The 24295-nt window shown below is 33.0% G+C and carries 28 protein-coding genes; 23 read left to right on the top strand and 5 right to left on the bottom strand.

Annotated features, from left to right (window positions below):
• Nucleotides 1-134 precede the first annotated feature (134 nt).
• The 8 genes from NLJ00_RS07355 to NLJ00_RS07320 all read left to right on the top strand — a co-directional run bounded on the left by NLJ00_RS07355 (nucleotide 135) and on the right by NLJ00_RS07320 (nucleotide 8987).
• Nucleotides 135-2000, top strand: a complete 1866-nt coding sequence (locus NLJ00_RS07355; protein ID WP_256636748.1) for a glycoside hydrolase family 13 protein — start codon at nucleotides 135-137, stop codon at nucleotides 1998-2000.
• Between the two features lie 250 nt (nucleotides 2001-2250).
• Nucleotides 2251-3918 (top strand): alpha-amylase family glycosyl hydrolase, encoded by a 1668-nt coding sequence (locus NLJ00_RS07350; protein WP_256636747.1) that lies wholly within the window; start codon nucleotides 2251-2253, stop codon nucleotides 3916-3918.
• Between the two features lie 208 nt (nucleotides 3919-4126).
• Nucleotides 4127-4804, top strand: coding sequence for a glycerophosphodiester phosphodiesterase (locus NLJ00_RS07345; RefSeq protein WP_256636746.1), 678 nt, complete (start codon nucleotides 4127-4129; stop codon nucleotides 4802-4804).
• A gap of 225 nt (nucleotides 4805-5029) precedes the next feature.
• Nucleotides 5030-6238 (top strand): BaiN/RdsA family NAD(P)/FAD-dependent oxidoreductase, encoded by a 1209-nt coding sequence (locus NLJ00_RS07340; RefSeq protein WP_256636745.1) that lies wholly within the window; start codon nucleotides 5030-5032, stop codon nucleotides 6236-6238.
• 4 nt (nucleotides 6239-6242) lie between these two features.
• Nucleotides 6243-6890, top strand: coding sequence for an HAD family hydrolase (locus NLJ00_RS07335; protein ID WP_256636744.1), 648 nt, complete (start codon nucleotides 6243-6245; stop codon nucleotides 6888-6890).
• A gap of 3 nt (nucleotides 6891-6893) precedes the next feature.
• Entirely contained in the window at nucleotides 6894-7466 is a 573-nt protein-coding gene (locus tag NLJ00_RS07330) for a Crp/Fnr family transcriptional regulator (protein WP_256636743.1), read from the top strand.
• A gap of 60 nt (nucleotides 7467-7526) precedes the next feature.
• A complete protein-coding gene (locus tag NLJ00_RS07325; RefSeq protein ID WP_256636742.1) occupies nucleotides 7527-8204 on the top strand; it encodes an MBL fold metallo-hydrolase in 678 nt (225 codons plus the stop codon).
• Nucleotides 8205-8276: 72 nt separating this feature from the next.
• Nucleotides 8277-8987, top strand: a complete 711-nt coding sequence (locus NLJ00_RS07320; RefSeq protein WP_256636741.1) for a hypothetical protein — start codon at nucleotides 8277-8279, stop codon at nucleotides 8985-8987.
• A 15-nt stretch (nucleotides 8988-9002) separates the two neighbouring features.
• On the opposite strand, the gene NLJ00_RS07315 is transcribed toward NLJ00_RS07320, so the two are convergent.
• The gene (locus NLJ00_RS07315; protein ID WP_180857261.1) at nucleotides 9003-9479 is read right to left on the bottom strand and encodes a TspO/MBR family protein; all 477 of its coding nucleotides are present in this window, start codon (nucleotides 9477-9479) and stop codon (nucleotides 9003-9005) included.
• Nucleotides 9480-9629: 150 nt separating this feature from the next.
• On the opposite strand from NLJ00_RS07315, the gene NLJ00_RS07310 reads away from it, so the two are divergent.
• The 6 genes from NLJ00_RS07310 to NLJ00_RS07285 all read left to right on the top strand — a co-directional run bounded on the left by NLJ00_RS07310 (nucleotide 9630) and on the right by NLJ00_RS07285 (nucleotide 14811).
• On the top strand, nucleotides 9630-10730 hold the full coding sequence (locus tag NLJ00_RS07310) for a diphosphomevalonate/mevalonate 3,5-bisphosphate decarboxylase family protein (protein WP_256636740.1): 1101 nt from the start codon (nucleotides 9630-9632) through the stop codon (nucleotides 10728-10730).
• 45 nt (nucleotides 10731-10775) lie between these two features.
• Entirely contained in the window at nucleotides 10776-10904 is a 129-nt protein-coding gene (locus NLJ00_RS07305) for a hypothetical protein (protein WP_256636739.1), read from the top strand.
• 43 nt (nucleotides 10905-10947) lie between these two features.
• Nucleotides 10948-11886 carry a mevalonate kinase family protein gene (locus NLJ00_RS07300; protein WP_053469979.1) on the top strand — a complete coding sequence of 313 codons (939 nt, stop codon included), beginning with the start codon at nucleotides 10948-10950 and terminating at the stop codon, nucleotides 11884-11886.
• Nucleotides 11887-11950: 64 nt separating this feature from the next.
• A complete protein-coding gene (locus NLJ00_RS07295; RefSeq protein ID WP_256636738.1) occupies nucleotides 11951-12541 on the top strand; it encodes a DUF502 domain-containing protein in 591 nt (196 codons plus the stop codon).
• A gap of 61 nt (nucleotides 12542-12602) precedes the next feature.
• Nucleotides 12603-13559, top strand: coding sequence for a geranylgeranylglycerol-phosphate geranylgeranyltransferase (locus NLJ00_RS07290; RefSeq protein ID WP_256636737.1), 957 nt, complete (start codon nucleotides 12603-12605; stop codon nucleotides 13557-13559).
• Nucleotides 13560-13902: 343 nt separating this feature from the next.
• Nucleotides 13903-14811: a pseudouridine synthase gene (locus NLJ00_RS07285; RefSeq protein WP_053469976.1), complete on the top strand. Its 909-nt coding sequence runs from the start codon at nucleotides 13903-13905 to the stop codon at nucleotides 14809-14811.
• Nucleotides 14812-14885: 74 nt separating this feature from the next.
• On the opposite strand, the gene NLJ00_RS07280 is transcribed toward NLJ00_RS07285, so the two are convergent.
• Together NLJ00_RS07280 and NLJ00_RS07275 are read right to left on the bottom strand one after the other, a co-directional pair.
• Nucleotides 14886-15488 (bottom strand): DUF937 domain-containing protein, encoded by a 603-nt coding sequence (locus tag NLJ00_RS07280; protein WP_053469975.1) that lies wholly within the window; start codon nucleotides 15486-15488, stop codon nucleotides 14886-14888.
• Between the two features lie 283 nt (nucleotides 15489-15771).
• Nucleotides 15772-16272, bottom strand: a complete 501-nt coding sequence (locus NLJ00_RS07275) for a DUF456 domain-containing protein (protein ID WP_256636736.1) — start codon at nucleotides 16270-16272, stop codon at nucleotides 15772-15774.
• A 194-nt stretch (nucleotides 16273-16466) separates the two neighbouring features.
• Between NLJ00_RS07275 and NLJ00_RS07270 the strand changes: the two genes are divergently transcribed.
• Both NLJ00_RS07270 and NLJ00_RS07265 read left to right on the top strand, forming a co-directional pair.
• Entirely contained in the window at nucleotides 16467-16697 is a 231-nt protein-coding gene (locus tag NLJ00_RS07270; RefSeq protein ID WP_053469973.1) for a hypothetical protein, read from the top strand.
• A 48-nt stretch (nucleotides 16698-16745) separates the two neighbouring features.
• Nucleotides 16746-17225, top strand: coding sequence for a hypothetical protein (locus NLJ00_RS07265; protein ID WP_256636735.1), 480 nt, complete (start codon nucleotides 16746-16748; stop codon nucleotides 17223-17225).
• Nucleotides 17226-17315: 90 nt separating this feature from the next.
• On the opposite strand, the gene NLJ00_RS07260 is transcribed toward NLJ00_RS07265, so the two are convergent.
• Both NLJ00_RS07260 and NLJ00_RS07255 read right to left on the bottom strand, forming a co-directional pair.
• Nucleotides 17316-18419, bottom strand: coding sequence for a glycosyltransferase family 2 protein (locus NLJ00_RS07260; protein WP_256636734.1), 1104 nt, complete (start codon nucleotides 18417-18419; stop codon nucleotides 17316-17318).
• Nucleotides 18416-19360 (bottom strand): lysylphosphatidylglycerol synthase domain-containing protein, encoded by a 945-nt coding sequence (locus NLJ00_RS07255; RefSeq protein ID WP_256636733.1) that lies wholly within the window; start codon nucleotides 19358-19360, stop codon nucleotides 18416-18418. Before NLJ00_RS07255 ends, NLJ00_RS07260 begins: the two co-directional genes overlap by 4 nt.
• A gap of 138 nt (nucleotides 19361-19498) precedes the next feature.
• On the opposite strand from NLJ00_RS07255, the gene ruvC reads away from it, so the two are divergent.
• From ruvC to NLJ00_RS07220, 7 genes are all read left to right on the top strand, one after another.
• Nucleotides 19499-20053: a crossover junction endodeoxyribonuclease RuvC gene (gene ruvC, locus NLJ00_RS07250; protein WP_053469969.1), complete on the top strand. Its 555-nt coding sequence runs from the start codon at nucleotides 19499-19501 to the stop codon at nucleotides 20051-20053.
• A 69-nt stretch (nucleotides 20054-20122) separates the two neighbouring features.
• Nucleotides 20123-21259: a radical SAM family heme chaperone HemW gene (gene hemW, locus NLJ00_RS07245; protein ID WP_256636732.1), complete on the top strand. Its 1137-nt coding sequence runs from the start codon at nucleotides 20123-20125 to the stop codon at nucleotides 21257-21259.
• A gap of 78 nt (nucleotides 21260-21337) precedes the next feature.
• Complete coding sequence (locus tag NLJ00_RS07240; RefSeq protein WP_256636731.1) at nucleotides 21338-22105, top strand: cyclase family protein; 768 nt, start codon at nucleotides 21338-21340, stop codon at nucleotides 22103-22105.
• Nucleotides 22106-22323: 218 nt separating this feature from the next.
• Nucleotides 22324-22722 carry a GNAT family N-acetyltransferase gene (locus tag NLJ00_RS07235; RefSeq protein WP_053469965.1) on the top strand — a complete coding sequence of 133 codons (399 nt, stop codon included), beginning with the start codon at nucleotides 22324-22326 and terminating at the stop codon, nucleotides 22720-22722.
• On the top strand, nucleotides 22722-23072 hold the full coding sequence (locus NLJ00_RS07230) for a DUF4260 domain-containing protein (protein WP_256637462.1): 351 nt from the start codon (nucleotides 22722-22724) through the stop codon (nucleotides 23070-23072). Before NLJ00_RS07235 ends, NLJ00_RS07230 begins: the two co-directional genes overlap by 1 nt.
• Nucleotides 23073-23080: 8 nt before the next feature.
• Nucleotides 23081-23452: an MmcQ/YjbR family DNA-binding protein gene (locus NLJ00_RS07225; RefSeq protein ID WP_256636730.1), complete on the top strand. Its 372-nt coding sequence runs from the start codon at nucleotides 23081-23083 to the stop codon at nucleotides 23450-23452.
• A 72-nt stretch (nucleotides 23453-23524) separates the two neighbouring features.
• The gene (locus NLJ00_RS07220) at nucleotides 23525-24232 is read left to right on the top strand and encodes a PH domain-containing protein (RefSeq protein WP_053469962.1); all 708 of its coding nucleotides are present in this window, start codon (nucleotides 23525-23527) and stop codon (nucleotides 24230-24232) included.
• Nucleotides 24233-24295: the final 63 nt, after the last annotated feature.

Raw genomic sequence — 24295 nt, 5'->3', positions numbered from 1 at the left:
CTTTTTTTTAATCTTTTATAGTCGTCCTGCAAGGTTTTAAAAACCTTGTAGGTCTTCTAAAAGCTTTACTTTACTCAATTCATACCTACAAGGTTTTCAAAACCTTGCAGGAAATCGAACTAAAAAGAAAAACTATGAATAACCTAAAAAATAACCATTCGATTTATAAAATAATTCTGTTTGTTCTACTATTTTCCGCTTCCGCGAAAGCGCAAATTCAAAAAGTAGAACCACCATTTTGGTATGCCGGAATGAAAAATCCGGAACTCCAGATTATGTTCTACGGAAAAGACATTGCACAATATGAAGCTTCAGTTTCAAATAATGTGACGATTAAAAATGTAGAAAAAACAGAAAATCCAAACTACATTTTCGTTACAATTGATACTCAAAACCTAAAAGCTTCTGAATTGGTTTTTTCTTTCAAAACCAAAAATAAAGTGGCGTTTACGCAGAAATATTCGCTTAAAGAAAGAAGAGCAAATTCAGCAGATCGAAAAAGTTACGATGCATCAGATTTGATTTACTTAATCATGCCGGATCGTTTTGCTAATGGAAATCCTAAAAATGACAGCGATGCTTCTTTAACTGAAAAAGGAAACCGTCAAGATCCAAGCGGACGCCACGGCGGAGATATCGAAGGGATTATCAAAAACTTAGATTATATTTCGTCTCTTGGCGCGACAACAATTTGGAGCACACCTTTATGCGAAGACAACGACAAACAGCATTCATATCATACTTACGGACAATCTGATGTTTACAAAATAGATCCGCGTTACGGAACAAATGATGACTACGCTCGTTTATCAGCAGAAATGCACAAAAAGAACCTAAAACTGGTTATGGATTATGTTACCAATCACTGGGGAATTACGCACTGGATGATGAAAGATATTCCAACCAAAACATGGTTCAATCAATTCGAAACTTTCACACAAACACATCACCGTCGTGAAGTAATTACAGATATTCACGCTTCAAAAATAGATCAGGAAGTTTGTGTTGACGGTTGGTTTGTTCCTTCGATGCCGGACTTAAATTTAAGAAATCCTCTAGCAGCAAAATACTTAACTCAAAATGCAATCTGGTGGATCGAATTTGCTAATCTTGATGGCTTTAGAGTTGATACTTATAATTACTCTGACCAAACTGCGATGGCAAATTGGGCAAAATCAATTACAAATGAATATCCGAATTTTAATATCGTGGGAGAAATCTGGATGCACAATCAGGCGAATTTAGCTTATTGGCAAAAAGACAGTAAAATTGGTGCTATCGAAAATTACAATTCAAACCTTCCAAGTGTAATGGATTTTACGCTTCAAAGTCAGATTACTTCTTCTTTCAACGAAAATGAACCAAGCTGGGACAACGGATTGATTAAATTCTACAACAATTTCGCAATGGATTATTTATATCCAAATACCAATAATATTTTGGTCTTCGCCGAAAATCATGATACAGATCGTATGAACGAAAAGTTCAAATATGATTTACCAAAATACAAACTAGCGATGACCTTATTGGCTACAATTCGCGGAATTCCACAATTGTATTACGGTTCAGAAATTGGAATGGGCGGTGATAAAGGAAAAGGCGGCGATGCCGATATTCGTCAGGATTTCCCAGGAGGATGGGCTGGTGATAAAAACAATGCTTTTACAAAAGAAGGAAGAACAACAGAGCAAGCAGCTTACTTTGATTTCTCTTCGAAATTGTTCAACTGGAGAAAATCAAATGAAGCAGTTCACTTCGGAAAAATGACACATTATATTCCTGAGAATAATACTTATGTGTATTTCAGATATACAGATGCTAAAACGGTAATGGTAGTTTTCAATAACAATGCAAAAGAGCAGGTCGTAAAAACAAACCGTTTTAAAGAAAACATCAAAAACTTTAAATCAGGAAAAGATGTTATTTCAGGAAAAACATTCGATTTAGCTGCTGAAATTACATTGGAGCCAAAATCAGCTTTGGTTTTAGAATTGGAATAATATTACACACAAAGCATATAACGTAGAGGCGCACAGCAGTGCGTCTACGCAAAGGATTTTAGCCACAGATTAATACGATTAACACAGATTTTATTCGCCACGAATTTCCCGAATTTTCACTAATTTATTTTGTATATAATAATTCGTGGAAATTTGTGCAATTCGTGGCAAACGAAAAAAAATCCTTTTAAATCCTTTAATCTGTGGCTATTTTTTTTCAACACAATGCATCCTAAAATATTCTAAAATAATGAAAAAATACACTTTCCTTTCTCTATCTTTAGTATACTTAATAATGAGTTGTTCTGGCTCAAAATCAGTTACAATGAATAACGAAAATACTTCGAAAACACCTTTCGTTTGGGAAGGGGCAAATGTTTATTTTTTACTTACAGATCGTTTTTACAACGGAAATCCTTCAAACGATATCAACTTCAACCGAACCAAAACTCCGGGAAAATTACGCGGATTTGAAGGAGGTGACATCATCGGAATTACCAAAAAAATCGAATCAGGATATTTTGAAAAATTAGGAATAAATGCCATTTGGCTTACGCCGATTGTAGAACAAATTCATGACGGTGTTGACGAAGGAACAGGTCTTAGTTACGGCTTTCATGGTTATTGGGCGAAAGATTGGACGGCTCTTGATCCCAACTTCGGAACTAAAGAAGACCTAGCAAAACTCGTAAAAAAAGCACACGAAAAAGGCATCAGAATAATTCTTGACGGCGTAATCAATCATACCGGACCGGTAACTCCCGAAGATCCCGTTTGGCCTTCTGACTGGGTAAGAACAGGAGTTGTCTGCGATTACAAATCATTTGAAAATACAACGATGTGTACTTTGGTAGAAAATCTTCCAGACGTAAAAACCGAAAGCACTCAAAATGTAGAACTGCCCCCTTTTTTAACCGAAAAATGGAAAAAAGAAGGTCGTTACGAAAAAGAAATTGCTTCATTGGATGAATTCTTCAAAAGAACAGGATATCCAAGAAGTCCAAAATATTATATCATAAAATGGCTTACCGATTATATCACAGAATTCGGAATTGACGGTTATCGCGCCGACACCGTAAAACATACCGAAGAAGGCGTTTGGTCCGATTTTAAAACACAATGTGATTACGCATTTGAAACCTGGAAAAAACATCATCCGCTGGAAGTTTTAGATCAGAATCCTTTTTACACTATTGCGGAGGTTTACGGTTACGGAATAAGCGGCGGACAGGATTATGATTTTGGAGATCGAAAAGTAAATTATTTTCAAAATGGTTTCAATAGCATGATCAATTTTGAATTTAAATGGAATGCTGCTCAAAGCGATTACGAAGGTTTATTTTCGAAATATTCGAATGCTTTGAATAATGATTTAAAAGGATATTCGGTTTTAAACTATATATCTTCACACGATGACGGACAGCCTTTTGATGCCAATCGAGTAAAAGGTATTGAAGCCGGAACTAAACTATTACTTTCTCCCGGAATGTCACAGGTTTATTACGGCGATGAATCGAATCGTTCTTTAGTAATTGAAGGCACAAATGGCGATGCCACTTTACGTTCAAATATGAATTGGGACGATATTCAGAACAATCCTGAAACGCAGAAAACACTTTTTCATTGGCAGAAATTAGGGCAATTTAGAAAAAATCATCCAGCCGTTGGAGCCGGCGTTCACAAATTAATTAATCCGTATCCTTACACATTTTCGAGAATCTATATAAAAGGTGTCTTTACAGACAAAGTAATTATGGGAGTAGATTTACCAAAAGGCAGAAAAGAGCTTCCTGTTGGCGATGTCTTCCCAAACGGAACCAAATTAAAAGATACTTACTCTAATCAAAATGTTGAAGTAATTGACGGTAAAGTAATTGTTGACAGTGAATTTGATATTGTTTTACTGGAACTGATTTAACTGCAAAGTTTTTTAGCCACAGATTTGTCTGCCACAAATTCCACGAATTTCCACGAATTAATTTATCATATTTAAATTTGTGAAAATTCGTGCAATTCGTGGCGAAAGAAAAAATCCTTTAATCCTTTAATCTGTGGCTAACTTTTTTTTATAAACCTTGCGACCTTTGCGTAAAACTTTGCGACCTTTGCTGTTAAACAAACAACACATGCTCAAGATTGCACATCGAGGCGCCAAAGCCTACGAACCTGAAAATACTTTACAAGCTTTCCAAAAAGCATTAAACTTAAATTCAGACGGAATTGAACTTGACGTTCATCTTAGCTCTGACGAACATATTATCGTAATTCACGACGAAACTATAGACAGAACCACTAATGGAAAAGGTCTTGTAAATAATTTTACTTTAGCAGAATTAAAATCATTTTTAATTGATGGGAAATATCAAATCCCAACTTTAAACGAAGTTTTTGATTTAATTGACAAAAAATGTCTGATCAATATCGAATTAAAAGGTTTAGGAACTCCGAGTAAAGTTGTATCTCTTATAAAAGAATATATCTCAGAAAAAGACTGGAATTACAATCATTTTATAGTTTCAAGTTTCGATTGGAATATGCTGGAGGAAACATCAAAGTTAAATCCAAAAATTGCAATTGGTGTTTTAACAGAAGAAAATCTTGATACCGCTTTGGCTTTCGCCGAAAAGATCAAAGCAAAAGCCATTAATCCTGATTTTCATTTATTAAATCCAGAAAACGTAAGCAAAATACAGGAAAAAAGATTCTTAGTTTTCCCATGGACAGTAAATAGTAAAGAAGATATTCAAAAAGTAAAAAGTTATAAAGTCGATGGAATTATCTCTGATAATCCAGACAAAATATAAAGTATAAATTTTTTAGCCACAGATTATTAAGATTAAAAGGATTTTTTCTTTCGCCACGAATTTCACGAATTTTCACGAATTAATTTATGCTTAAAGTTGTGAATTCCGAGCAAAAAATCTGTGTAAATCATTTTAATCTGTGGCAAAGAAAAAAAAATTAGTGCCAATTCGTGAAATTGCTACGCCAGTTCGCTATCGCTCGGGTCGTGGCAAAAAGATAAAAATATGATCAAAAATTTCGACATAATCATCGTTGGCGGAGGCGCTGCAGGTTTTTTCACCGCGATTAATATTGCAGAGAAAAATCCGAAACTAAAAATTGCCATTTTAGAAAGAGGAAAAGAAGTCCTTTCTAAAGTCCGCGTTTCCGGTGGCGGGCGCTGTAACGTTACACACGCTTGTTTTGAACCCAACGAATTGGTTAAATTTTATCCACGAGGCGAAAAAGAACTTCGTGGTCCGTTTCATCAGTTTTGTTCTGGAGATACAATTGAATGGTTCGAAAAACATGGCGTAGAATTAAAAATTGAAGAAGATGGGAGAATGTTTCCAGTTTCTAATTCTTCTCAAACTATTATAGATTGTTTCCTAAAAGCAACTGAAAAATTAGGCATAAAAGTGTTGACAGGACAAAGCGTTCAGTCGATATTTAAAAAAGAAAATCACTGGAAAATTGATACTCAAAGCGACAATTTTGCTGCCGAAAAATTAATTCTGGCAACCGGAAGCAACCCAAAAATCTGGGAAATGCTTCAACAACACGGACACGCAATTGTGAGCCCCGTTCCTTCCCTATTTACTTTCAATATCAAAGATTCCCGAATCAAAGAATTACCCGGCGTTGCAGCACAAGTTACCGTAATCGTAAAAGACACCAAACTAGAATCGACAGGACCTTTGTTAATTACACATTGGGGAATGAGCGGTCCGGCGATTTTAAAACTTTCGGCTTGGGGTGCTCGAATTTTATTCGATAAAAATTATCAGTTTACTATTTTCGTGAATTGGTTAAATGATGTTGATTTTGAAGATGCTGAGAAAATCCTAAAAGATTTAAAACAAGAACATGCTAAAAAAGCAGTTTCTAAAAAATCTCCTTTCGACTTTCCGAACCGTTTATGGGAAAGTTTGGTTTTAGCTTCTGGAATTGAAATAGAAACCAAATGGGCAGATTTATCTAAAAATCAATTACAGAATCTAGTTTCTCAATTAATAAAAGCAGAATTTAAAGTCAACGGAAAAAGTACTTTTAAAGAAGAATTTGTAACAGCGGGAGGAATCGATTTAAAAGAAATCAACTTTAAAACCATGGCCAGCAAAATTCACGAAAACCTTTATTTTGCAGGCGAAATTGTAAATATCGACGCTATTACAGGAGGTTTTAATTTTCAAAATGCCTGGACAAGCGGGTTTATTTTAGCCAATAATATTTAATAGAATGAAATTTAAAGGAATTATTTTTGATTTAGACGGAACGTTAGTAAACTCATTAGAAGACATTTCAGATGCAATGAACATTGTTCTTAAAAGTTTAAATTATCCAACTCATACTTACGATACGTATCAATATTTTATCGGCAGCGGTTTGCGAAATTTGGTCAGCAAAGCTCTTCCTATAACAAACAATTCAGACGATCAAATTGAAATTTGTCTTGAATTTATGGTAAATGAATACCGAAAAAGCTGTACGTTAAAAACAAAACCATATGAAGGAATTTTGGAGTTATTAGATAATTTGACTTCACAAAATATCAAACTGGCTGTTTTTTCCAACAAAGCCGATGAACTGACTAAAAAAATAGCATCAGAAATATTTCCTGATTATTTTGATACTGCAGTTGGTTTAAGCACCGAAACACTTAAAAAACCAAACCCGTTTGAAGCTGTAGAAATAAGCAAAAACTGGAATTTAAAACCAGAAGAAATTCTTTTTGCAGGTGATTCTGATATTGACATGCAGACAGCAATAAATGCAAATATGTTTCCGGTAGGTGTAACTTGGGGTTACAGAACCGAAGAAGAATTGAAAATCAGCGGTGCAAAACTAGTTATTAATAATGCTTCGGAATTAATTGAAATTCTGTAAATCATGAATTCTTCATTAAAAAAACAAATACTATCAATCGCTTCGTTTTCTGAAAATGAAATCGAAAAGATCGATTCTTGTTTTGAATATGAAAAATTTAATGCCAAAGAATTTCTTTCCGAAATGGGAAAAATCAGCAATAAAATCTTTTTCATTGTTAAAGGTCTGGCACGTGTTTATTATTTAAAAGACGGAAAAGAAATCACCACTTATTTGAGCTCTGATGAAGGTTTTATTGCTTCTTATTCCAGCTTTATAAATCAATCGGTTTCTTTTGAAAATATTCAGTGTATAGAAGATTGCGAAATCCTTTCTATTAGTTTTGAAAAGATGCAGTATTTATATTCGGAAATTCCAAATTGGGAGCGTGTTGGAAGAATTCTTGCTGAACAAAATTACCTATGTATGGCAGATCGCGTTTTAAAATTGCAGATGATTCCTGCCAAAGAAAAATACCAGACTTTTTTAGCATCGGCTCCAGCCAAAATAATTCAGCGAACACCTTTAATTTATATTGCTTCATTTCTTGGAATAACGCCTGAATCTTTAAGCCGAATTCGTCAAAGCATTTCTTAACATTTATCAAGTGAATTGAGTAACTGAATTCAAATCTTTGTCAATATAAAATTCAAGAAAATGAAATCTATTGCCAAAGACGTTTATCAAATTCCTTTGTTTCCAAGAAACGCTATTAATTGTTATGTAATTGAAGATGTTTTAATCGATGCCGGAATCCGCAGTTCAAGCGGAACAATTCTAAAAGCTTTAAAGAACAAATCAATAACAAAACACGCACTGACCCACGCGCACGCCGATCATCAGGGAAGCAGTAAAATAATCTGCGAAACTTTGAACATTCCACTTTTGAGCAGTGAGCCTGAAAAAACTGCTGTCGAAAATGGAAACGTAATTTTTGAATACTCAAATCCTAATCATATTATTTCGAGATTCCAAAAACGATTTTGGGCCGGAAAAGGACATCCAGTTTCTGAAATATTAAAAGAAGGCAATCAAATTGGCGGATTTATTGTTATTGAAACTCCAGGTCATTCCAGCGGACATTTATCTTTTTTTAGGGAAAAAGACGGCGTTTTAATTGTTGGGGATGTCATGACAAATATGAATCTATTAACCACAAAAGTTGGGATTAATGAACCGCCAGGTTTATTTACAAAAGATCAGGAAACGAATAGAAAATCTATTCAGAAACTGGCTTCGTTAAAACCAAAAATACTTTGTTTTGGACATGGTCCCGTTTTATTTAATAACGGCGAATTTGAAGTTTTCACTAAAAAGATCGAACGATATTATTAACAAGAATTTACAGATTTCACAAGTTTTCATTAAGACAATTCTAATAATTTTACTTTCACTAAATACCACTAGATGAAAGTAAAATTACTTACCACGATTTCTTTTTTCACTTACCAGCTCTCAATTTCTCAAACAGAAAAATTACTTCACGGAAAAGTTCTTGCTAATAAAACTCCTCTTAATAAAGTTGAAGTTATAAATAAAACAGCTAAAACCAGTACACGAACAAATGAGCTGGGAGAATTCTCTATTCTGGCAAAAGAACAAGATAGTTTACTTTTTTTCTCTAAAGATTATTTCTTTACACGGTTGAAACTTACATCGGAAAATTTAAAGAATAATAATCTTGTAGTTAATATGATTATTAAAGCCGAAGAGCTTAATGAAGTTGTAATTACAGCAATAAAATTCCAAAAAGTAGAGTTTGATGCCGAAAAAGTAAATGAGATAAACAATAACAAAACTGCAAACGATCTTACTCGTTATACTGGTGTAAATGATGGCAGAATAAGATATGCTGCAAAAATGAATATACCTTTAAGAGGTTCATATTCAAAAGAAAAACATGAAGTGGACGATCGTTTTAAAAAACATGCCGCTGCATATTGTCCTCCAGATTTCTTTACTAAAAATTTAAAAATTAATGCTGATCAAAAAGACCTTTTTCTTGAGTTTTGTGATGCCGATCCAAAATCGAAAACTCTTTTAGAACATCCTAATGTTTTGGCTACAATGGATTTTTTGTATGCCAAAAATGAAGAATTTAAGAAATTGAAACCTTGAACCTAAAACAAAATTTTACTTATTCAACCACCAAATACTAGCATTCAAAATCGTCGCAAATGCAACCCACGCTAAATACGGAATTAACAAATAACCTGAGATTTTATTGATTTTGGTGAATTTTAAATACGTTTCATAAATCATCAGCCATAAAAGAACAATTTCAATTAAAGCCAAAAGCGGATTTTTTAATCCGAAGAATAAATAAGACCAAATCGCATTGAGCGTTAATTGAATCAAAAAGAACAGAAGCGCTGTTTTCACTTTTTCGGTTTGCTCTTTTATTTTATCCCAAACAAGTGCCGCGGCAATTGCCATAAAAATATAAAGCGTAGTCCAAACCGGCATAAAAATCCAATTTGGCGGATTAAAAACTGGTTTCGCAATTGTTGGATACCAGCTTTCTACACTCGGTCTTGTTACCATACTTGCAGAATATCCTACTGCTAAACAAATAATTAAAGCTATAATAATTTTTACGGTCTTATTCATTTTATCAAATTTTGTATCCAAAAATAATCAAAAGATATTTGGAAACCATATAAGTTATATAAGTTCATTTAGCAAAGCTTGCTTATAATTTCTTATATAACTTATATGGCGAAATATTTTAAAAACTATCTTTGCCAAAATTTATATTTCATGTTTACAGCAGCTGATTTTATTCCAAATCCATATACTTCAACAATCGAAAACGGAAACTTTGAATGGAGCGCTCCCAGTAATATTGCGTTAGTTAAATATTGGGGGAAAAAAGACAATCAAATTCCGGCAAATCCTTCGGTAAGTTTTACTTTGAATAATTGTAAAACGATTACGAAATTAGGGTTTGAAAAAAGAGACGCTTCGACTCCGCTCAGCGTGACAGATAGTTTTTCTTTTGATTTACTTTTTGAAGGAAAACCAAAAGAAGATTTCAAACCAAAAATTCAGAAGTTTTTAGAACGAGTTGAAGTTTATCTTCCGTTTTTAAAAGACTATCATTTTACGATTGATACACAAAATACATTTCCGCATAGTTCAGGAATTGCATCTTCAGCTTCTGGAATGGCTGCTTTGGCAATGAATTTCATGAGTTTGGAAAAATTACTGAATCCGGAAATGACTGATGAATACTTTTATCAAAAAGCTTCTTTTCTTGCCCGTTTAGGTTCAGGAAGTGCCTGCCGAAGTGTAAAAGGAAATGTTGTTGTTTGGGGAAATCAGGCAAATATTGAAGGAAGTACTGATTTATTTGGAGTTGAATTTCCGTATACAATTCATGAGAATTTTAAGAATTATCAAGATACTATTTTATTGGTTGATAAAGGTGAAAAACAAGTTTCAAGCACTGTTGGACATGATTTAATGCACAATCATCCTTATGCAGAAAGACGTTTTGCTCAGGCACACGAAAATCTGGATAAATTAATTACCATTTTTGAAAACGGAAATTTAGACGAATTTATTAAAGTTGTCGAAAGTGAAGCGTTGACTTTGCACGCCATGATGATGACATCAATGCCATATTTTATTTTGATGAAACCAAACACACTGGAAATTATAAATGCGATCTGGAAATTTAGACAAGAAACCCAGATTCCTGTTTGTTTTACGCTTGATGCCGGTGCAAATGTGCATGTTCTTTATCCCGAAAACGTTAGCGAAAAAGTATTACAATTTATTCAGGACAAATTAGTTGTGTTTTGTCAGAATCGTCAGTATATTTGCGACAAAATTGGGAGCGGATCAATTGCATTATAATTTTCCGTATCTTTATATTTTTAATACATATTTTAAAGTCAGAACATGAATATTGCAACTAAAGATTTTGTGAAGAAAGAAATTGTAGATGCAAAAAATGATATGATTAAATGGTTTATTGGTGTATTCTTTGCATTGGCCATGATGATTATCGGATTATACATTAAAGGTTAAGAATCACCAGACAAGACCCAAATAAAAAAACATAAAATAAATCATGAAAGGACCTTTATTTTACTCAAAAATATTACTCTTTGGAGAATACGGAATCATCCGCGACTCTAAAGGACTTTCTATTCCTTATAATTTTTACAATGGCGCGTTGAAGAAGTCTGAAGAACCTTCGGCAGAAGCAATTGCATCAAACAAAAGTTTACAAAGTTTTGCAGCTTATCTTGAAGTTTTGCAGACCCAACAGCCAGAATTGGTTACTTTCGATTTAGCAGCTCTTAAAAATGATGTTGAAACCGGAATGTATTTCGATTCAAGTATTCCGCAAGGATACGGCGTTGGAAGCAGCGGCGCACTTGTAGCTGCTATTTATGACAAATATGCAACTAACAAAATCACCGTTTTAGAGAATTTAACTCGTGAAAAACTATTACAGTTAAAAAATATATTTTCTCAAATGGAGAGTTTTTTCCACGGAAAAAGTTCTGGTTTAGATCCTTTAAACAGCTATTTGAGTATCCCGATTTTAATTAATTCTAAAGATAATATTGAAGCAACCGGAATTCCGACTCAAAGTTTTGACGGAAAAGGTGCTGTATTTTTATTAGACTCTGGAATTGTTGGAGAAACAGCTCCAATGGTTAATATTTTTATGGAAAACCTAAAAGATAAAGGTTTCCGTACTATGCTTAAAAACCAGTTCGTAAAATACACTGACGCTTGTGTAGAAAACTTTTTACATGGCGACATGAAGTCTTTGTTTACCAATACTAAAAAGCTTTCAAAAGTTGTTTTAAATAATTTCAAACCAATGATTCCGGAACAATTTCACGGAATTTGGCAGAATGGAATTGACACAAACGATTATTACTTAAAACTTTGCGGTTCGGGAGGCGGCGGCTATATTCTTGGCTTCACTGAAGATCTTGAACGCGCAAAAGCCTCATTAAAAGATTATAAGCTAGAAGTAGTTTATCAGTTTTAACTCTTAAAAGCCGAAATTATTTGAGTCGATTTTCATAAGTATTCATCCTAAAAAGTTATTTATTATGAAAAGCATTTTAAAAATAATTAAAGCAACTTTTTTAGGAGGAATTCTGTTTTTAGCACCTTTAGTTGTACTGCTTATTATTCTTGAAAAAGGATATGGTATCATTCAAAAAGTCACGCTTCCACTTGTAAATTTTCTGCCCAGAGTACACGTTTTAGGAATTGCACTTCAGGAACTTGTTGGAATCATAATCTTAATTCTTATTTGTTTTACAGCGGGTTTACTGGCCAGAACTGCCGGCGCAAAAAAGCTCATTCATAAATTAGAAAATGGCGTTTTAAGCTTTGTTCCCGGATATTCATTTATGAAAAACATGAATGAAAATATTATGGGACTTGAATCTAAACAAGATTTAAAAGTTATTTTAGTTCCTACAGATGCCGGCTGGCAATTTGCCTTTTTAATAGAACAAATAAATGAAAACAATTTTACCGTTTTTATTCCGGATGCACCAAATCCGTGGAGCGGTTCTGTTTGTTTTGTAGAAAAGAAAGACATTAAAGAAATTGATATGACACAAAAAGAAGCTTTGGCCTGCATTCGAAAACTAGGTTTTGGCTCTAAAGAATTGTTAAAAAACAAACTCTAAATTTCAGGTTTCAAAAATATCCTTTAACTTCCCTTAATCTAATCCAACACCACAATAATTTATGTTAAGCAGACAGCACAAACTTTTAGTAATGAAAATTGTTAGTTTGTTTTCTGTGGTACGCGGTTACAATATTCCTATTATTGTTTTAGCACAATATTTATCGGCAATTTTTATTTTGGCTCCAGAAAAAAGAGCGTTGGATATCTTGCTGGATTTTTATTTGTTTTTAATTGTATTTGCTTCAGCGGTAACAATTGCTTCGGGTTATATTATCAATAATTTTTACGACAGCCAGAAAGATTTAATTAATCGTCCTAACAAATCAATGCTGGATCGATTAGTGAGTCAGAAAACAAAATTGACGGTTTATTTCAGCCTGAATTTTCTGGCGGTTTTAATGGCTTCAATTGTTTCCTGGCGCGCTTTTTTATTCTTTTCGGCTTATATTTTCCTGATTTGGTTTTACTCTCATAAAATAAAGAAATATCCAATAGTTGGGAATTTGACTGCTGCATTTATGGCTGTAATTCCATTTTTTGCGATTTTATTGTATTTCTATAATTCTATTTCTTTTGAAGAAATTGAGAATCACAGAAGTCATTTTGCAGTAATTTCGGCACACGCCATGTTTTTGTTTTTATTGCTTTTGATTCGGGAAATGATAAAGGATTTAGAGAACTTGAAAGGGGATTTGGCCAATGATTATCACACTATTCCAATTACGTATAACGAAAAGGTTTCAAAACAAATTATTACGATTTTGACGTTTTTAACGGTAATTCCTGTTTATATTTTGGTGAATATTTATGATGTTGGTTATATGGATATTTACTTTTATGTATGCTTTCTAGTTTTACTTTTTTTTCTGCTTTATTTATGGAGATCGAATTCTAAAGAGCAATTTTTATTACTGCATAATGTATTGAAATTTTTGATTGTTTCGGGAGTTTTCTGCATTGTTTTGATTAATCCGAGTGTTTTGTGGCATGGACGTCAATTGATTTCTACATTTTAGATTGGACCACTGATTTTACGGGTTGAACGGGTTTTCGTTGGTTATTTTATTTCTTGCCGATTTTTCTTTTGTGCATCTTTGTGCTGACTTTGAGCGACTTTGTGAAATAACTAAAGGTTTAAAAGAAGCCAATTGTTTGAATGATAGCCCCGATTGAAGTGGAAATCCTTTTATTTTTTTCTTTAAAAAATAAAAGATTGAAACGGAAAGCGGGAACTAATGTCTAAAAAAAGCCAATTGTGATGCTTCAAATCATCTTAAAATTGAAAGCTATCAATCTAAGAACATTGAACTTAAGATTTATTAGCAGGAAAAAACTATCTTTGCACAAATTACAGAATTTATGAACAATAAGGAAGGCAATAATAAAAGAGGCGGATCGAGACCAAATAGCTCAAGATCAAACTCAAGCAAGCCAAAACCTCCTATGGCTAAGCGCGCGCAAGGGCCTAAAAAAGTGAAACCTGAAGTTAAGGCAGCGCAGGAAGCAGCAGCTGAAAAAATTAGAAAACAAAATCAGCCGGCTAAGAGACAAAAGGCTTCTGACGAAATTCGTTTGAACAAATATATCTCAAATTCTGGGGTTTGTTCTCGTCGTGATGCTGATATATATATTCAGTCTGGAAACGTGAAAGTAAATGGCGTTCCGGTTACTGAAATGGGGTATTTAGTAAAATTAAATGATGTTGTAAATTTTGACGGCGTTGTTTTAACTCCTGAAAAGAAAGAATATATCTTACTAAACAAGCCTAAAAACTTTACAACTGCTCTTGATGAAGGTCAGGAATATCGTAACGTTCTGGAACTAGTACGTGGTTCTACCAATGCAAAAATTGCTGCAGTGGGAAGAATGGACAAAAATACAACTGGATTGTTATTGTTTACTAACGATACTGACATGATTCGTAAGTTTACTTTACCGAATCAGAAATCTTCTAAAATTTATCAGGTTTCTTTAGATAAGAACTTGAAATTTGAGGATTTAGAAAAAATCAGTAAAGGCTTAGTTCTTGACGGACATCGTGTGTTTGTTGAAGAGGTTAGCTATATTGAAAAAGAGGCAAAAAGTGAAGTTGGCCTTAAACTAAAATCATCTAATGTAAAAGTGGTTCGTGCTATTTTCGAACACTTTGATTATGATGTTTTGCGTATTGACCGCGTTGCTTTTGCTGGCTTAACTAAGAAGAATCTTCCTAGAGGAAACTGGCGCTTTTTGACAGATCAAGAAGTTATTAATTTGAAAAATTCGTAAGAAACTAAACTTTCAAATTAAACATCAAATACATTTGAATCCTGTTTTACTTTGTAAAATGGGATTTTTTTTATTCAGAAACTAAAAAAGTTATGTCCGAAAAGTGTAAAGATTGATCTTCCGATGTTTTGATTTTTGTCTTCAACAGATTCGTAACATGAAAATCCTAAGATGATTTTGATTCCTGGCTGAATGCTGTTTAAAATGTCTCTTTTTTGTTCTTCTAACAGTAATTTTAAACTGTCAAGTAATTGGATATTATTTTTAAGATAAGAGACTACTAGTAGTGCAGAGAAGTTAAGTATTTCGCGGGCCGTTTCGCTTTTGATGCCGACTTCGTTTGAAATCATTTCAGAAATTCTGCCTTTTTTATTGGCGAAGATTTCTTTTAGCAGTGAATTTCCTTCTAAACGATAACAGTCGTCAACTGATAAAATTCTTCCTGAAGTAAAATCGACTTCCTGGTAAAATCCGGAATTATCTTCAATTAGTGAGACAACTTCTTTGTAAAATCCTGATTCTTCAGCCTTATTGTAGAGACCCATTAAAACTGTACCAATCGAAACATCAATTCCCTTTATCAGGAGTGCATCATTTTCAAAATAAAACTTGTTTAGTTTTGAAACAACGTTAGAAGAAATAAAACGTCTAAGCTCAATTTGTAGGTTTGGGGTCATACTCATAACTTATTAGATAATAATTTATACTCATTCAAAATAATCGATAAAGTAGGGCTTTTTATCGTTTATCAGGATAAAAATATAAAATATTTTAACATATCCAAAAAATAAGTGAAGAATTTACACGTTAGATTGTTAGGCCTTTAACAGAAAAAACGCTGTATACCAGTAAATATAACCCTTTCGTAATCAAAACAAACTGAAATATCTTCTTAAAAAAATTCCAATTTTTCTTAAAAAAAACGAAAAATAAGAAAAAAGCTAATTATTTGTTACATAATTAAAACAATATGTTTCGATATTCCCATGTGGTGTGTAAAAAAATTCCGAAGTATATGATACAGAATAAAAAGTTTATAAAACTCGACGCAAGGAAACCTAAAAGTGATCCTGTTGCCGCCTTAAAGGCTCGTTTATGATTTGTTGAATCGTAAATTAATTCGCCAACTAATGCTCCTACAAATGGCCCAATTATAACTCCAAAAGGTATTGGAGCCAGGATTCCAACAATTAATCCAATGTTTGTTCCCCACACGCCGTAGGAACTTCCGCCAAACTTTTTGGTGCCTTTTGCCGGAATTATATAATCTAAAACTGTAATAATTATAGTAAGTACAAGTGTGATTCCTAAAAGCCAGTAATTATTTTCGACTGCTTTTGTTAAACTCAACAGCAGTAAGCCTACCCAGCAGCTTGTAAGACCAGGCAAAACAGGTAAAAAACTGCCTAAAATACCCACAATCATACATATAAAACCTAACGTAAATAATAGTAAATCCATATATTTTTGTAATTTTGCCCTTACAAACTTTTATAAAAATTAAAATGCGCCCTTATTTCCAATTCATTCTTTTGTTGTCATTGATTTTTTCAATCAATACTACATGTGCGCAAACTAAAAAACTTTCCATCGACGATCAATTACTGCAAGACAGTATTTATAAAAGCAACAAGAAGAAGATATTAAACTTTTCCATGAAAGAATTTGATACTCTTTTCTTTGAGTTTTTTACTCGTAAAAATGATCCCGATGTTCTTTTAACAAAAACCGAATTTTACAATTATACGGTTCAAATTGCGACCTTTTCTGACCGTCTTGCAAAATTATATCCTGATCAAAAGGAAGTTGCTGCACAAAACAAAGAACATTGGCTTTCAGAAAGGTATGAAGATTATTTAGAATACAAAGAATCTCAAAAAAAATAATTGTATTTTTATACTTCAGTTTAATTTATCCAATTCAACATCAAAGCCTTGAAGCAGTTTTCATTTTTTATTTTTTTACTATTTTTTAATTCTTGTCAATATTTTGAGAAGAAGGTTCCTTCTGAAAAAGAATTACTTCAAAAGGAATTAAAATCTATAAACTGGAAAGAGGTCGACGAATATCCTACTGTTGCTGAATGCGAGACAATTAATGATAAAAAACTGCGTCAAAAGTGCTTTTTTGATGTAATGTCTCAGCTTATTCAGGAAAAACTAAACGTTGACAGTTTATCTATTTTATATCCTGATCTTGATACTATACAAGTAAAAGTGACTGTTTTTCCTAATTCAAAAATGAAATTCGAACCTGAATTTCGAAAAGATTCTGTTGCTTATGACACTATTAGAATTGACAGTATTCTTCATGCGCGTTTAGTTGATTTCCCTAAAGTAAACCCGGCTATCAAACGTGGTCTTCCTGTAAAAACACAGTTTACTCTTCCTGTAATTATTAAAGCTAAAGAATAGTTTTTTTTCACCATATAAGTGATTTAAGGTCATTTAAACTTGATGTGAAGTTTTACTTAAATCTCTTATATAACTTATATGGTTTTTAACCTATTTTACAAAGCGTCGGTCTTTCCATTCGTAAGAACCAAATAAGCTGTATAAAGCTACTGTTGAGCTGAAAAAAGGATAAAGCAAACTACTTAATAAAAGGCTTTTGATTCTGGTTTTGGTCAAAAACTGATTAGTTTTATAGAGCAGAATAAAGTCCGTTGTGAACTTTAAAAAAGCAAATAAAACGAAGAATTGATAATGCCAAATTCTTAAAAGAAATAAGAAAAACGCGATCACAAAACTCAAATTTCCAAAGAAAACAATTATTCCTAAAAACTTTCCAAACGCACTTTTATAGGAACTTGTTTTTGCCGCCCAGCGAACTCTTTGGTAAAATAAAGATTTCCAGTTTTCGGTTGGTTTTGTAATTACAATTGCTTCTTGGGCTTTTAAATAATGAACTTCATTTGGGAATTTTTCGATTGCTTTTTGTAGCAAAAAAACATCATCTCCGCTGGCAATTTTATCATTTCCATCAAAACCATTTAAGCTTTCAAACAATGATTTTGTGTAGGCAAAATTTGCTCCGTTGCACATAAAACCTTTGCCCAAACCAAAACTGCCTATTGTTGCGCCTTGAAGACTTGTTAAATCTAACTGCTGAAAATGATGCAGAAAAGAATTTTCACATTCATACGAAACCGCACCGGCAAGCATTGAAACTTTATTTTCCTGAATATAATTATCGAAAGTCAAAAGCCAGTTTTCCGGAACAATACAATCGGCATCAGTAGTAATTACCCAATTGGTTTTTACGTGCTGCATCGCAGTTGTAATGGCGTCTTTTTTAGGAGAATTTGAATTCCTAACATTATCAACTATCGAAATTTGGAATTTGGAATTTAAAATTTGGAATTTCTCATTTGAAGAATCATCAACTAAAATTACTTCAAATAAATCTGTTGGATAATTTAAGTTTGAAAAGCTATTTAAAAGTTTTGGGAGATTTTCTTCTTCATTTCGAAATGGAACTATAATTGTAAAATTCGTCTTTGGAATTAATCCTTTTTTTTGATAGTTTTTCACTTTGAAAAAACCATGAATAAGCGAACCGATACTTATTATATAAATGGTCAATATTTCGAATAAACCGAAAATCATGCTGCGTTTTTGGTTTTAAAATTCAGCACAAAATAACTTCCCAAAACTACTGGTAAAACGACGTTTAAAAACCACATTAAGGTGCTTATAAAAACTACGATCCATTCGTTTACGCCCAGAATTCCGAAGAAATAAATGGCTACGCTTCCTTTTACTGCAAAATCTAAAAACTGAAAGGTTGGCAAAGAAGAAGCTAAAAAATAGACTGATGTAACTGCTGCCATTAAAGTTAGATAAGGCAAATCAACATCAAAAGCCAGAAATAAAAAGTAATATTGATGTGAGAAAACTAAATATCTTAAAACTCCTAAAAGAATATTTTTTTGGTGAACAGATTTTGGAATTTCATTGATTTTATGAATCAGTTTTTCAATGGAATAGCCTTTAATTTTGATTTTTTTCAGAGAAAACAAAACAATCAAAATCACAATAAATCCAGCAAACAAGATCGCAACCGTTTTTGATGTAATAACATTGTATTGTGCGTTGAAATACATCAATCCGAAAATTCCAAAAATGACCGTCAAAATCATTTGGATTCCGTTGCAGATTAAGTTTAGGAAAACTACTTTTTTTGCTTCATTTTTTGGATAATACAAGGCTTTTCCGGCGTACTCGCCTACTCCATTTGGTGTAAAAATTCCAGCGGTTAAGGCGGCTAACACCTGTTTTGTGGCTTCGTAACCTGAAATTTCATGAATTACTTTAGCAAGATTCTGCCATTTTAAAATCTCAAAATAACGATTCAAAACACTCAAAAGCAATATAAAAGAAATCCCTAAAACCGATTGATTTTTTTTAAACAAAGTAATGAACTTCTGCCAGTCGAGTTTGTCGTTATTTGCCAGCTGATCGTAAATAAAATAAAATGCGCCGCCTACAATCAAAAGTTTGACCAGAAGAACTAGGAATTGTTTAGCTTTGTGAGGAATTGAAATCATGCCGCAAAAGTAAGCAAAAGTATTGCGAAAATGCTATTTCACAAAGATTCACAAAGAATTCACAAAGACACGCAGAGATATAAAAACTTTGTGAGTCTCTGCGAATTCTTGGCGAGGCTTTGTGTAACCCAAGAAATAATGACAAAAGAACGCATCATATTAGGAATTGACCCCGGAACCACAATTATGGGTTTTGGATTAATTAGGGTCATCAATAAAAAAATGGAATTTTTGCAGTTAAACGAATTGCAATTGTCCAAATACGACAATCATTACCAAAAACTAAAAATCATTTTTGAAAGAACCATTGAATTAATTGAAACGCATCATCCAGATGAAATCGCAATTGAAGCGCCTTTCTTTGGGAAAAACGTACAATCGATGCTGAAATTAGGTCGTGCGCAAGGTGTTGCAATGGCTGCGGGACTTTCAAGAGATATTCCGATTACGGAATACGAACCAAAAAAGATAAAAATGGCGATTACGGGAAACGGAAATGCCAGTAAAGAACAGGTTGCAAAAATGCTGCAACAGCTTTTAGGCTTAAAAGAATTACCCAAAAACCTTGATTCGACAGATGGTTTGGCAGCAGCGGTTTGTCATTTCTTTAATTCAGGGAAAATTGTTGCAGGGAAAAGTTATACGGGCTGGGATGCTTTTGTGAAACAGAACGAGGATAAAATTCGAAAATAGTTTATAGTCGCAGTCACAGTTTACAGCCAAACTGAGACTGAGACTGTAAGCTGAGACTGAAAACTAAAAATGAGCGGTATCTACATTCATATTCCTTTTTGCAAGCAGGCTTGCCATTATTGCGACTTTCATTTTTCGACTTCAATGAAAAAGAAAGACGAAATGGTTTTGGCTTTAGCTAAAGAAATTACTGTGCGCAAAAACGAATTCACAAATGAAATTGTAGAAACTATTTATTTTGGCGGCGGAACTCCTTCTGTTTTGTCAAATGACGAAATCAACTTTTTAATTTCAGAAGTTTATAAAAATTATAAAGTTTCAGAAAATCCGGAAATTACTCTTGAAGCAAATCCGGATGATTTATCTGCTGAGCGAATTTTGGAATTATCTAAAAGTCCCATAAACAGATTAAGTATTGGGATTCAGTCTTTTTATGAAGAAGATTTGAAGATGATGAATCGCGCTCATAATTCGGCTGAAGCCAAAAAATGCTTAGAAGAAGCGACCAAATATTTTGATAATATTTCGCTCGACTTGATTTATGGAATTCCGGGAATGAGTGACGAAATGTGGAAAAAAAATATCGAAACGGCTTTGAGTTTTGATATTCCGCATATTTCGAGTTATGCTTTAACGGTTGAACCAAAAACAGCTTTGAGCAAATTAATTCAAACCGGAAAAATTGCGGAACCTCAAGACGAAGCAGCTTCAGCCCATTTTATGATTTTGGTTGAAACGCTTCAGAAAAATGGATTTATTCATTATGAATTATCCAATTTTGGAAAAGAAAATTATTTCTCAAAAAACAATTCGGCATATTGGCTTGGCAAAAAATATATCGGAATCGGACCATCTGCACATAGTTACGACGGCATAAAAAGAGGCTGGAATATTGCTAATAATTCATTGTATTTAAAAGCAATTCAAAACGATGAACTTTCAATAGAAACTGAAGTTTTAACCGTTTCAGATCGTTATAATGAATATATCATGACGGGATTACGAACGATTTGGGGCGTTTCTTTAGAAAGAATTGAAAATGAATTTGGTTTAGAATACTTGAATTATCTAAAAAAACAAGCTCAGAAATTTTTAAACGATGATTTGCTTTCAATCGAAAATAACATTCTAAAACCAACTCCAAAAGGAAAATTTTTAACGGATGGAATTGCAAGTGATCTGTTTTATTTAAATTTGGAAGAATAAAATTAGCCACGAAGGCACAAAGGCGCAAATTAATTAAACTTTGTGACTTAGCATCTTTGCGGCATAAAACCTAAACTTGTGTTAGCCAAAATCAACGACTTCGAAATCGACTTATCAAAACCTATTGATATCTCTATTCCATTAACAAATACAGACGAAAACCCAATTGCCTGGTATATCGAAAAACCGGTTATTGAACCAGTAGTTTTTGGCGATTGGGTTGGGAAAGTTTCGGAAGGAAAATCATCTACGAATTTTAATAATATATTCTTTAATCCGCATGGGCATGGAACACATACGGAGTGCTTGGGACATATTACAAATGATTTTTTCAGCATTAATCAATCGCTTAAACAGTTTTTCTTTTTTGCTAAATTGATTACGGTTGAGCCGGAAAAAATTGGTGATGATTTTGTGATTACGAAAGAATTACTTGAAAAGGCGTTGAGCGCTTCGACTTCGCTCAGCGTGACAAATGAAGCTTTAATTATTCGAACGCTTCCAAATCAAAAGGAAAAAAAATCAAGAAAATATTCGAATACAAATCCGCCTTATTTGTCTGAAGAAGCTGCGATTTTCATCCGCGAAAGCGAAATTCAGCATTTATTGATCGATTTACCAAGTGTTGATAAAGAGCATGACGAAGGTAAATTATTAGCACATAAAGCGTTTTGGAATGTAAAAGACACGCATAATCTAAATAATGATGCAAGATTGAATGCGACAATTACCGAAATGATTTATGTTCCAGACGAAATTGAAGATGGAAATTACATACTAAACTTGCAAATCGCTTCGTTTGAAAACGATGCAAGTCCTAGCAAACCAATATTATATAAAATTTAAAGGTTGCCACGAATTTCACAAATTTTCACGAATTAATCCTGCTTTTTTTGCCACAGATTAAAGGATTAAAAATGATTAAATCTGTGTAAATCTTTTTAATCTGTGGCAGATAAAAAAAAGAAATTAGAGAAAATTCGTGAAATTGCTTCGCCTGTTCGCTATCGCTCGGGTCGTGGCAAAAAAAATCTAAAATCTGAACTCTAAAATCTAAAATTAAAATGATAACTGTTTCAACAGATAAAACCAAACTCGACGTTCCGTTTATACAAAACTTTTTAAAAGATATTTATTGGGCAGCGGGACGAACTATTGAAGAAGTGCAGACAACAATTGATGCTTCGATTTGTTTTGGAATTTATTTAAATGACAAACAAATTGGCTTTGCGCGCGTGATTACCGATTATGTTGTTTTTGCTTATTTAATGGATGTTTTTATTACAGAAGAACATCGCGGCAAAGGATATTCGTCGATTTTAATTGAAACGATGATGAATGAACCTCAACTTAAAGATGTCAAAATTTGGAGATTGGCGACAAGTGACGCTCACTTTTTATACGAGAAATTTGGATTTACAAAACTGAATCATCCTGAAAAAATGATGGAAAAAATAGTATGATGAACACAATTATTAAACTCGAAGAAACGGCTTTATTTATTCTGGGAATATTTCTTTTTAATCAATTAAATTACGCCTGGTGGTGGTTTTTGGTTTTAATACTAGCTCCGGATTTATCTATGATTGGATATGCTTTTGGCAATAAAACAGGTGCATTTCTATATAATCTCTTTCATCATAAAGGAATTGCGCTTTTAATTTATGGTTTGGGATATTATTTAAGTATTGAAAGCATTCAATTAGCCGGAATTATTTTATTTTCACATTCGGCAATGGATCGTGTTTTTGGTTACGGATTAAAATATGAAAAGGGTTTTAAATACACACATTTAGGTGAAATTGGTAAATAATAAATGATATGAATTTAGAAACGTTTTACGAATATTGTCTTTCAAAAAAAGGCGTAAGCGAGCATTTCCCTTTTGATGAAGATACTTTGGTTTTTAAAGTGGGCGGTAAAATGTTTGCTTTATCATCTTTATCACAATGGGAAAAAAATGAAGCATCTGTCAATTTAAAATGTGATCCAGACCGCGCACAGGAACTCAGAGCTGAATATGATGAGATAAAACCGGGATTTCATATGAGTAAAGTGCATTGGAATACGGTTGCATTAAACGGAAATCTTCCTGATAAATTTGTCAAAGAATTGATCGATCATTCGTATGAATTGGTTTTCAAAAGTTTGACAAAGAAAATTCAGAATGAAATTATCGAATTAGAAAATTAGGCATTACATTTGCACGGTAAGAAAAAAAACTTAGCAACTTAGTTACTATATAACTTAGCAACTTATACAACCATGAAAGAACAATTTAAAAAATTTCTAAACGAAGAACAAGATCCAAAAGCGATTGAAAAAATCACTTCAAAACTCAACGATTTATTGATGAAAGGCGAAGAAGTTGGATACATCGCAGTGCAAAAAAAGCCTGCAATTACTGTTTTTCCTGATAGTATTGTATTAACAAACAAACGTATCATTATCTGTAAACCTAAAAATTTAGGTCTTTCTATGGATTTTACAGATTATACTTGGGATGATATTGCAAGTACTTTTGTAAAAGAAAATATCTTAGGTTCTGAATTTTCATTTGGTACAAAAACAGATTTAGCTGTTTCTATTGATTATATTCCGAAAATCCAGGCTAGAAAAATTTATACTTACGCTAAAGAACAATTGGATTTATTGAAAAATCCAGTTTCTGCAGGAGCACCAGTTCAGGAAGTTGTTGAACCTGTTTTTGAAGAGGAAACAGAAGAAGTTGAAGAAGTTGAAACGGAAGAAGTAACAAACTTTGCTGAAATTTTACCAGCAGCGCCAGTATATACTGAAACTTTTGAACCAATTCAGCCAGCACAGCCTTCAACCGGAGATCGCAAATTAAGCGAATTATCTAAAGAAGAACTTTTTGATAAATTACAGAATTATAAAAAACTTCTTGATAATGGATTAATCATGCAAGGAGAATATGATGCTTACAAAAAAGAGATTTTAAGTTACATGTAGAATTAGTCTTAAAGTTGGAAAGTCGAAAGTCATAAAGTCTTTTCCTCCTAAATAATAAAAAGC

The organism is Flavobacterium panici (assembly GCF_024499525.1).
GTDB lineage: Bacteria > Bacteroidota > Bacteroidia > Flavobacteriales > Flavobacteriaceae > Flavobacterium > Flavobacterium panici.
The sequence above is the reverse complement of the archived record's forward strand: the minus strand, read 5'-3'. Positions and strand labels throughout refer to the sequence as shown.

Coding starts and splice junctions, on each gene's coding strand:
- NLJ00_RS07230 (WP_256637462.1), top strand. CDS start 22,722: ATGAACACAATTATTAAACTCGAAGAAACGGCTTTATTTATTCTGGGA.
- NLJ00_RS07275 (WP_256636736.1), bottom strand. CDS start 16,272: ATGGATTTACTATTATTTACGTTAGGTTTTATATGTATGATTGTGGGT.
- NLJ00_RS07305 (WP_256636739.1), top strand. CDS start 10,776: ATGAATATTGCAACTAAAGATTTTGTGAAGAAAGAAATTGTAGATGCA.
- NLJ00_RS07300 (WP_053469979.1), top strand. CDS start 10,948: ATGAAAGGACCTTTATTTTACTCAAAAATATTACTCTTTGGAGAATAC.
- NLJ00_RS07350 (WP_256636747.1), top strand. CDS start 2,251: ATGAAAAAATACACTTTCCTTTCTCTATCTTTAGTATACTTAATAATG.
- NLJ00_RS07220 (WP_053469962.1), top strand. CDS start 23,525: ATGAAAGAACAATTTAAAAAATTTCTAAACGAAGAACAAGATCCAAAA.
- NLJ00_RS07335 (WP_256636744.1), top strand. CDS start 6,243: ATGAAATTTAAAGGAATTATTTTTGATTTAGACGGAACGTTAGTAAAC.
- NLJ00_RS07310 (WP_256636740.1), top strand. CDS start 9,630: ATGTTTACAGCAGCTGATTTTATTCCAAATCCATATACTTCAACAATC.
- NLJ00_RS07355 (WP_256636748.1), top strand. CDS start 135: ATGAATAACCTAAAAAATAACCATTCGATTTATAAAATAATTCTGTTT.
- NLJ00_RS07315 (WP_180857261.1), bottom strand. CDS start 9,479: ATGAATAAGACCGTAAAAATTATTATAGCTTTAATTATTTGTTTAGCA.
- NLJ00_RS07285 (WP_053469976.1), top strand. CDS start 13,903: ATGAACAATAAGGAAGGCAATAATAAAAGAGGCGGATCGAGACCAAAT.
- NLJ00_RS07290 (WP_256636737.1), top strand. CDS start 12,603: ATGTTAAGCAGACAGCACAAACTTTTAGTAATGAAAATTGTTAGTTTG.
- NLJ00_RS07280 (WP_053469975.1), bottom strand. CDS start 15,488: ATGACCCCAAACCTACAAATTGAGCTTAGACGTTTTATTTCTTCTAAC.
- NLJ00_RS07340 (WP_256636745.1), top strand. CDS start 5,030: ATGATCAAAAATTTCGACATAATCATCGTTGGCGGAGGCGCTGCAGGT.
- NLJ00_RS07235 (WP_053469965.1), top strand. CDS start 22,324: ATGATAACTGTTTCAACAGATAAAACCAAACTCGACGTTCCGTTTATA.
- NLJ00_RS07320 (WP_256636741.1), top strand. CDS start 8,277: ATGAAAGTAAAATTACTTACCACGATTTCTTTTTTCACTTACCAGCTC.
- NLJ00_RS07295 (WP_256636738.1), top strand. CDS start 11,951: ATGAAAAGCATTTTAAAAATAATTAAAGCAACTTTTTTAGGAGGAATT.
- NLJ00_RS07270 (WP_053469973.1), top strand. CDS start 16,467: ATGAAAGAATTTGATACTCTTTTCTTTGAGTTTTTTACTCGTAAAAAT.
- NLJ00_RS07325 (WP_256636742.1), top strand. CDS start 7,527: ATGAAATCTATTGCCAAAGACGTTTATCAAATTCCTTTGTTTCCAAGA.
- NLJ00_RS07330 (WP_256636743.1), top strand. CDS start 6,894: ATGAATTCTTCATTAAAAAAACAAATACTATCAATCGCTTCGTTTTCT.
- NLJ00_RS07225 (WP_256636730.1), top strand. CDS start 23,081: ATGAATTTAGAAACGTTTTACGAATATTGTCTTTCAAAAAAAGGCGTA.
- NLJ00_RS07260 (WP_256636734.1), bottom strand. CDS start 18,419: ATGATTTTCGGTTTATTCGAAATATTGACCATTTATATAATAAGTATC.
- NLJ00_RS07345 (WP_256636746.1), top strand. CDS start 4,127: ATGCTCAAGATTGCACATCGAGGCGCCAAAGCCTACGAACCTGAAAAT.
- NLJ00_RS07255 (WP_256636733.1), bottom strand. CDS start 19,360: ATGATTTCAATTCCTCACAAAGCTAAACAATTCCTAGTTCTTCTGGTC.
- ruvC (WP_053469969.1), top strand. CDS start 19,499: ATGACAAAAGAACGCATCATATTAGGAATTGACCCCGGAACCACAATT.
- hemW (WP_256636732.1), top strand. CDS start 20,123: ATGAGCGGTATCTACATTCATATTCCTTTTTGCAAGCAGGCTTGCCAT.